Source organism: Streptomyces sp. NPDC006512, assembly GCF_040611935.1.
In the GTDB taxonomy this organism is placed as follows: domain Bacteria; phylum Actinomycetota; class Actinomycetes; order Streptomycetales; family Streptomycetaceae; genus Streptomyces.
Genome location: NZ_JBEXPG010000071.1, coordinates 39,148 through 46,738 on the forward strand (window position 1 = coordinate 39,148; position 7,591 = coordinate 46,738).

At 70.6% G+C, this 7,591-nt stretch carries 7 protein-coding genes; 1 reads left to right on the forward strand and 6 read right to left on the reverse strand.

Annotation, left to right across the window (positions count from 1 at the left end; all coding sequences use genetic code 11):
- Positions 1–4: 4 nt before the first annotated feature.
- The 4 genes from ABZZ17_RS34305 to ABZZ17_RS34320 form a co-directional block, all read right to left on the reverse strand.
- Positions 5–1,384: a hypothetical protein gene (locus ABZZ17_RS34305; RefSeq protein WP_356882194.1), complete on the reverse strand. Its 1,380-nt coding sequence runs from the start codon at positions 1,382–1,384 to the stop codon at positions 5–7.
- The gene (locus tag ABZZ17_RS34310; protein ID WP_356882196.1) at positions 1,374–1,934 is read right to left on the reverse strand and encodes a DUF6114 domain-containing protein; all 561 of its coding nucleotides are present in this window, start codon (positions 1,932–1,934) and stop codon (positions 1,374–1,376) included. Before ABZZ17_RS34310 ends, ABZZ17_RS34305 begins: the two co-directional genes overlap by 11 nt.
- Before the next feature lie 107 nt (positions 1,935–2,041).
- Positions 2,042–2,680, reverse strand: coding sequence for a DUF6230 family protein (locus ABZZ17_RS34315; protein WP_356882198.1), 639 nt, complete (start codon positions 2,678–2,680; stop codon positions 2,042–2,044).
- Positions 2,681–3,285: 605 nt separating this feature from the next.
- Positions 3,286–4,278, reverse strand: a complete 993-nt coding sequence (locus tag ABZZ17_RS34320) for a tetratricopeptide repeat protein (RefSeq protein WP_356882200.1) — start codon at positions 4,276–4,278, stop codon at positions 3,286–3,288.
- A 259-nt stretch (positions 4,279–4,537) separates the two neighbouring features.
- Between ABZZ17_RS34320 and ABZZ17_RS34325 the strand changes: the two genes are divergently transcribed.
- On the forward strand, positions 4,538–5,176 hold the full coding sequence (locus ABZZ17_RS34325; protein ID WP_356882202.1) for a TetR/AcrR family transcriptional regulator: 639 nt from the start codon (positions 4,538–4,540) through the stop codon (positions 5,174–5,176).
- 114 nt (positions 5,177–5,290) lie between these two features.
- Here the strand turns inward: ABZZ17_RS34325 and ABZZ17_RS34330 are convergent, their stop codons facing one another.
- Positions 5,291–6,991: a methylmalonyl-CoA mutase family protein gene (locus ABZZ17_RS34330; RefSeq protein ID WP_356882204.1), complete on the reverse strand. Its 1,701-nt coding sequence runs from the start codon at positions 6,989–6,991 to the stop codon at positions 5,291–5,293.
- A gap of 88 nt (positions 6,992–7,079) precedes the next feature.
- On the reverse strand, positions 7,080–7,409 hold the full coding sequence (locus ABZZ17_RS34335) for a DUF3817 domain-containing protein (protein ID WP_356882206.1): 330 nt from the start codon (positions 7,407–7,409) through the stop codon (positions 7,080–7,082).
- Positions 7,410–7,591: the final 182 nt, after the last annotated feature.

Below are 7,591 nucleotides of genomic sequence, written 5' to 3' on the forward strand. Positions count from 1 at the left end.
TCCGCTACTCCGCCGGGCCGATGTAGTTCTTGAGGCCCGGGACGGTGAGGTTGCCGCCGAACTGGCCGGCCTGGACGACCTTGACGTCCGTGAAGAACGCGAACGGGACGTTCAGCGGGGGCGGGCTGTTCGGGGTGAACTCGATCGGGATGAGCCCGAAGAGGTTGCCCTTGAGGCTTTCGGTGTACATGGTCACCGTGCCGCCGCGGATCTTGGACGTGGAACCCGGACGGGACTTGAGGTGGGCGGTGTTGGCCCCCGTGCCGACCGTCTGGTACAGGTCCTTGATGTCCAGGGAGTCCGCCGTGAACTTCAGGACCTTCTTGGTCTTGCCGCCCGCCGTCTTCACCTCGACGATGCCCGCGTAGTCCAGGCCGTAGAGGGTCAGCAGCGAGCTGTCGAGGTACCAGGGCTCGTCGGGCAGGAGCGGTACGCCCTGCTCCAGCTGGGCGTCGGCCAGTGCCTTGGCGTCGTAGGTCGGGCAGGGGAAGGGTTCCTTCCCGTCCGGGTCCTTCGTGGCTCCGGCCTTGTCCTCTTCCTTGGCGTCCTCGGCGTCCTTGGCGTCCTCGTCAGCTTCGTCCTTGGCGGTCCCGTCCTTCTCCTCGTCGGCCTTGTCGGTGTCCTTCGGGTCCTTGGCGGGCGTCTTGCCCGTCTCGTCCTTGGGGGACTTGGCGGTGTCCTTGACGTCCTGGGGCAGTTCCCGCACCGGGACGCCGGCCTTCTTCGCCGCGTCGCGGATCGCGTCCGCGGCCGGGTCGGGGGTCTGCGCGCCGCTCGGGGGGGGCGCGGGCGTCGGGGTGGCCGGCTTCTGCGCGCCCTGGAGGGGCTTGCCGAGCTCGTCGAAGAGGCCCTTGACGGCGTCCCCGACACCCAGCGGGTCGAGGGGGTTCGGCGTCTTGGACGCCGAGGGGGACGGTGAGGCGCTCGCGGACGGCTTGGCCGCCGGCGTGCTCTTCCCGTCGGGCTTCGGGGCCTCGGAGGACTTGCCCGCCGAGGGCGTCTTGGTGGCCGAGGGGGTCGCCCCCGGCTTCGGTGCGCCGGTTGCGCCCGGTGAGGCGGTCGCGCCGGGCGACGTACTCGGTGACGGCGTCTTCGTCGGGGAACCGCTCGGCGACGGCGAGGCCGACTCCGTGGGCTCGTCGGAGCGCGTCACGCACGGGCCGGGCGCGAAGGGTATGTCCTTGTCGTCGGCCAGTGCCATCTTCGGGGCCATGCCCATCCCGACGAACACCGCCGTCGGCATCGCTGCCAGCGCCATCGTCTTGCCGACGGGTATCTGGAGCTTGTTCAGCAGCGACTTCCTGGGCGCCGCGTGCCGCGGGCCCTTTCTCTCACGGGACTCTGCACCTGGGGCCACGCCCCGCTGCGTCTCGTCACCCCGCACTGTTCCTCCCGCCATCGGCGTGGGCAGTCGTCTCGGTCACGTGCGCCGTTTCCGTGTCACGGGGAGCCGGGATGCCCTGCGGGCCGCCCGTCAGCGCTTCCGCCTTGGCCGCCGCCGCGGCCTCGGCCCGGGCTTCCTCGTCCACCGGTTCGCCCGGCGCCCAGGACAGCGCGAGGGCACCGCCGATCATGGAGGAGATGAAGCCCATGAAGAAGCCGCCGAGGTTGGACACCGGCAGGGACACCAGGGCCAGCAGGATCGCGGCGACACCCGCGAAGACGCGGATGGTCTGCTGGAACCAGAGGCCCAGCCCCAGCGTGATCAGCAGGATCCCGATGATCAGCGCGCCTGCCCCGCCCGTCGTGGCCATCGCGAGGGTGATGTTGCCCAACCGCAGGTCCGCGTACGGGAAGTAGGCGATCGGCAGACCGCCGAGGAGCGTGAACAGGCCCGCCCAGAAGGGGCGGCGACCTCTCCAGGCGCGGAACTGGTAGTACACCACGGTGAGCCAAGCGTCGTCTGCGGCGCGAACCGGGGCCTGGGGGTTCATGGACAACAGCTCCCTGGAAACGGTGGTACGGAGAACTATGTGGAGCCCGCGGGGGCGGACGGCGACGGCTGCCGCCGACCGCCCCCGCGGTCACACACCGGGACCGATTACTTCTCGTCCTGGTAGCACGGCTGGTCGCCGCCGAGCAGACGCAGCTTCAGGTCGGGCAGCTTGAAGGTGCCCGCCGTGGTCGCCCACGCCTTCTGCCGGACGTTCGACAGGATGGCCTTGTCCGCACGCTGCGAGAACGCGTACGGGCTGGTGACCGTACCGGCCTGCGGCTTCGTCTTGTGGCTCGGGTCGCCGACCGCGACACCGATGTCGAGGTTCTTGAACTCGGCGTCGGTGTCGAGCTCCGCCACATCCAGGTAGATGTTGTCGGCGACGGCCGGCTTGCCCTTGTGACCCGTACGCAGCTGGAGCGTGATGTTGCCCAGCGGCGTCGGGGTGACCAGGGACTGGCACATGTTGGTGATCTCGGCGTGGCTGAAGCCCGAGATGGTGACCGGGTGCTTCTGCGGATTGCCCTTGAGGTCGTGCCCCTCGGCGATGCCGCCGTACTGGATGAGGTTGTCACCGTCGAGCTTGTCGGCCGAGACCTTGAAGTCCTGGCCGGAGACGCTGAAGGACGCCGCGAGGGCACCCTGCGCCAGACCCACACCGACCGCGGCCGTGGCCGCGATGCTCGGCACCATGACGAGCGCGAAGCGCTTCCATCTGGTCCCGCCACGAACCTGAGAACTCATATCGTTCCTCCTTCTCGGACGTACATCTCCGGTCCGGGCCGTACCCGTCCTGGGATGGGAGAAGTGCTACGTCCTCGGGAAGGAGCGCAGGCGGCCGAGCCGCGGCGCAGCCGCGTCCGATACACCGGCGTTCACCCCCGAGCGACAACCACTGGGCCACGCGTTCGCGCAACCTGGAGGACAGGCCCTGCCGGTGCGGCAGGGACCCCCCTGTCCACGGCCGGTGCCACTGCCACCGGCCGGCCCGGTGGGGACCCTCCACCGCGGCTCCGGATGAGCGGCTCTGCGGGAAGGACCGAGCGTCGCCGATCGTGGTGCATTCCCGGCCGGGGCACAAGGGGGTTCGTTACTGGCGGGTAACGGCTGGATAACCGGAGTGAAGCCCGGAGCTGCCGACCGGGCACGCAGGGTGTCACCCAGGGCCACGACAGAAGGGGAGAAGAACGAACCAACCGGACAGATCACGGGGTTCGACTTACTGCGAGTAACAGCGGCCGCGATTACCAAGTTTTGGCAAAGCGCGGCCGCTGTTTATCTATGTGTCAACAAATCGCCGGGAGGCTCCGGGAGCCCTGGGGCGTCCTCCGGCCTGGCCCGGACCGGGCCTAGAAGAGCACCCGCGCGAGCGCCGTACGGGCCGCCGACACCCGCGGGTCGTCCGCGCCGATCACCTCGAACAGCTCCAGGAGCCGGACGCGGACGGCATCGCGGTCGTCACCGAACGTGACCCTGACGGTGTCGACGAGACGGGCGAAGGCGTCGGCCACGTGTCCGCCCGCCAGGTCCAGGTCGGCGGCGTCCATCTGCGCGGCCGGGTCCTTCGGGTTCTCGGCGGCGGCGGCGCGCACGGTCTGCGGGTTCATGTGCTGCACCCGGGACAGCAGCTCGGCCTGGGCCAGGCCCAGCTTCGCCTCCGTGTTGGCCGGGTCGTCCGCGAGGACGTTCTTGTACGCCTGCACGGCGCCGCCCAGGTCACCGGCGTCCAGCGCGACGACGGCCGCCTCCAGCAGCGCGTCGTACGGGCCGGCCGGCACGGGGGCCTCGGCCGCGCTCGGGGCGCCCTCGGCGCCCGGGTCGACCTGGAGGCCGATGAGACCGAAGCGCTCCTCGGCGACCTGGACCAGCTGGGCCAGGGTCTCCCGGATCTGCTGCTCGGGGGCCACGCCCTGGAACAGCGGCAGCACCTGCCCCGCGACCACGGCGAAGACGGCCGGGATGCCCTGGATGCCGAACTGCTGCATCAGCATCTGGTTGGCGTCGACGTCGACCTTGGCGAGGACGAGACGGCCGTTCGCCTCGACGGTCAGCCGCTCCAGGAGCGGGCTGAGCTGCTTGCACGGCTCGCACCACTCGGCCCAGAAGTCGAGGACGACCGGGACCTCGTTGGAGAGCTGGATGACGTCGCTTTCGAAGCCGGCCTCGGCTACGTCGATGACGAGCGCGGACGGCGGTACGGCGCCGCCGGGCGCACTGCCCGCGCCGCCGCCCTGCCGGGCCGATTCGGCGCGGGCCTGCTCGGCCTTCGCCTTGGCTTCGCCGGCCGCCTTCACCGCGGCGAGGTCGACGACGCCGCTCATGGACATGTTTCTGGGCTGCATGCGTACATCCTCCCCCGAGTGCGCGCGCCGACGAAAAAGATCCCGAAAGATCGTCCGTGAAATGCCGTTGTACTGCCGTACGGAAGTCCGTACGTGGGGCGGCGCCGGGTCCCCACCCGGCACCAGTAGCTCTTCGCGTGGTTGTCGCTCTTACGCTACGAGCCGTAGCGTAACTCGCCGGAGCCTTCGGCGCCCCGTGATCTGAAGCACAGCGAACGGCCCCCCGGCGGTTCCCCTACTGGCGGGTATGGTCTCGGCCATGCGCAACCCCAGCCCCGCCCCCGGCCCCCCGCACGGCCGCACCGGCCGCCCCCGCAGCGCGGCGGCGGACGCGGCGATCCTCGCGGCGACCCGGGACGCGCTGGTGGACCTGGGGTGGTCGAAGCTGACGATGGGCGACGTCTCGGCCCGGGCGGGGGTCGCCAAGACCACCCTGTACCGGCGCTGGGCGGGGAAGAACGAACTGGTCGTGGACGCGGTCGCGGAGCTCTTCGACGCGCTCGAACTCCCCGACCGCGGCTCGCTGGAAGCCGACATCGAGCACGTGGTGCTGCAGTTCGCGCAGCTGCTGCGGCGCCCGGAGGCCCGTACCGCCCTGATGGCGGTGGTCGCAGAGTCCACCCGCGACGAGGCCCTGCGCGACCGGATCCGGTCGGCGATCGTGGACCGGCAGAAACGTCTCGTCGTACTGGGCCGCGAACGGGCCCAGGCCCGCGGCGAACTCCCCTACGAGGAGGACGAGTCCCTCGCCGCCCGCACCACGGACCTGATCTTCGACGTGATCGCGGGCACGGTGGTCCACCGCGCCCTGGTGAGCGCCGAGCCGGTGGACGAGCTGTGGGTGGCCACCTTCACGGCCCTGCTGATGCACGGCCTCCGGGGCACGGCCCCCGCCTAGGCCGTCTTTGCCCGCCCGGGCCCGCCTGACCCGCCCGGGCCCGCCCCTGGAACGGGAAGGGCCGGCCGCGCCGCCCCCGTGGGGGCGGGCGCGGCCGGCCCGTTCGCGTCCGGTCTAGAAGCCGGGCGGTTCGGTGTAGGTGCCCCACTCGTCACGGAGCACGTTGCAGATCTCGCCCATCGTGGCCTCGACGCGCACCGCGTCCAGCATGGCCGGAATCATGTTCGACCCGTCCCGCGCCGCGTCCAGCATCCGCGCCAGCGCCGCCTTGACCTTGACGTCGTCGCGGCGGCCCTTGCGCTCGGCGAGCTCCCGGACCTGGACCTGCTCCACCTCGTGGCTGACGCGGAGGATCTCCAGGTCGCCGGTGACCGAGCCGTGGTGGACGTTGACGCCGACGACCCGCTTGTCGCCCTTCTCCAGGGACCGCTGGTACTGGAAGGCCGATTCGGCGATCTCGCCGGTGAACCAGCCGTCCTCGATGCCCCGCAGGATGCCCGAGGTGATCGGCCCGATCGGGTGCCGGCCGTCCGGGTGGGCGCGCAGCCCGCGCTCCCTGATCTGCTCGAAGATCTTCTCCGCGTCGGCCTCGATGCGGTCGGTGAGCTGCTCGACGTACCAGGAACCGCCCAGCGGGTCGGCCACGTTGGCCACGCCGGTCTCTTCCATCAGCACCTGCTGGGTGCGCAGGGCGATCTCGGCCGCCTGCTCGCTCGGCAGGGCGAGGGTCTCGTCGAGGGCGTTGGTGTGCAGGGAGTTGGTGCCGCCGAGGACGGCCGCGAGGGCTTCGACGGCGGTGCGCACGACGTTGTTGTACGGCTGCTGCGCGGTGAGGGAGACCCCGGCGGTCTGGGTGTGGAAGCGCAGCCACATGGTCTTGTCGGACTTGGCCCCGTAGACCTCCTTCATCCAGCGGGCCCAGATGCGGCGGGCGGCGCGGAACTTGGCGATCTCCTCGAAGAAGTCGAGGTGCGCGTCGAAGAAGAAGGACAGGCCGGAGGCGAAGTGGTCCACGTCGAGGCCGCGGGACAGGCCGAGCTCCACGTACCCGAAGCCGTCGGCCAGGGTGTAGGCGAGCTCCTGCGCGGCCGTCGCCCCGGCCTCGCGGATGTGGTAGCCGGAGACGGACAGCGGCTTGTAGGCCGGGATGCCGTTCGCGCAGTACTCCATGAGGTCGCCGATGAGGCGCAGGTGCGGCTCGGGTTCGAAGAGCCACTCCTTCTGGGCGATGTACTCCTTGAAGATGTCGGTCTGGAGCGTGCCGTTGAGCACGGCCGGGTCGACGCCCTGGCGCTCGGCGGCGACCAGGTACATGCAGAAGGCCGGTACGGCGGGCCCGCTGATGGTCATCGAGGTGGTGACGTCGCCGAGCGGGATGTCCTTGAACAGGACCTCCATGTCGGCGGCGGAGTCGATGGCCACCCCGCAGTGCCCGACCTCGCCCAGCGCCCGGGGGTCGTCGGAGTCCCGGCCCATGAGGGTGGGCATGTCGAAGGCGACGGAGAGCCCGCCGCCGCCGGCGGCCAGGATCATCTTGTAGCGCTCGTTGGTCTGCTCGGCGTTGCCGAAGCCGGCGAACTGCCGGATGGTCCAGGTCCGGCCGCGGTAGCCGGTGGCGTGCAGCCCGCGGGTGTAGGGGTACTCCCCCGGCCAGCCGATGCGCTCGAACCCCTCGTACGAGTCGCCGGGCCGGGGCCCGTAGACGGGGTCGACGTCATCTCCGGAGAGCGTCGTGAAATCGGCCTCGCGCTTGCGGGCCTTGTCGTACCGGGCCTGCCAGCGACGGCGGCCCTCCTCGATGGCGTCAGCGTCCATACCCATGAATTTACTAGGACGTCCTAGTAAATGTCGATGGGCAACCCCCGGGGAGTCGCCCCGGGGGTGGGGTTCGCCGAGCGGGCCGTCAGGCCTTCGCGGTGGCGGGACCGCCGATGACCAGCGGTTCGACCTCGGCGCGGATCTTGCGCTCGACGAAGAAGGCGGCCAGCGGAATCGTGCCGCTCACGAGCACCCAGAGGAGCTTGCCGAACGGCCAGCGGGCCTTGGAGCCCAGGTCGAAGGCGAAGACGAGGTAGATCATGAAGAGCACGCCGTGCGCCTGGGAGACCGCGAAGGTCAGATCGGCGCCGGTGTCGAAGCCGTACTTCGCCACCATGCAGGCGCAGAGGATCAGGAGCATGACCGCGGTCACGTAGGCCATGACGCGGTAGCGGGTCAGCACGCTTCGTTTCATGCCGACGAGCCTAACCGTCCGTTTTGCTCGATCTTGACGCGGGCCCCCGGCTCGGGGCGGGGCCGATCACGCGCCCTGGTGCCGTGGCGGCACTAGGGCCTGTCGTCAAACTCCCGTCGTCGCCCGGAGGGCGGCCCTGCGGCGTCTGGTGCGTGCTCTCGGTGCGCCGGGCGGAAGCCCGC

Excerpts from the sequence above, each read along its gene's own strand:
- ABZZ17_RS34315 (WP_356882198.1), bottom strand. The coding sequence starts at position 2,680 with ATGAGTTCTCAGGTTCGTGGCGGGACCAGATGGAAGCGCTTCGCGCTC.
- ABZZ17_RS34310 (WP_356882196.1), bottom strand. The coding sequence starts at position 1,934 with ATGAACCCCCAGGCCCCGGTTCGCGCCGCAGACGACGCTTGGCTCACC.
- ABZZ17_RS34320 (WP_356882200.1), bottom strand. The coding sequence starts at position 4,278 with ATGCAGCCCAGAAACATGTCCATGAGCGGCGTCGTCGACCTCGCCGCG.
- ABZZ17_RS34330 (WP_356882204.1), bottom strand. The coding sequence starts at position 6,991 with ATGGACGCTGACGCCATCGAGGAGGGCCGCCGTCGCTGGCAGGCCCGG.
- ABZZ17_RS34335 (WP_356882206.1), bottom strand. The coding sequence starts at position 7,409 with ATGAAACGAAGCGTGCTGACCCGCTACCGCGTCATGGCCTACGTGACC.
- ABZZ17_RS34325 (WP_356882202.1), top strand. The coding sequence starts at position 4,538 with ATGCGCAACCCCAGCCCCGCCCCCGGCCCCCCGCACGGCCGCACCGGC.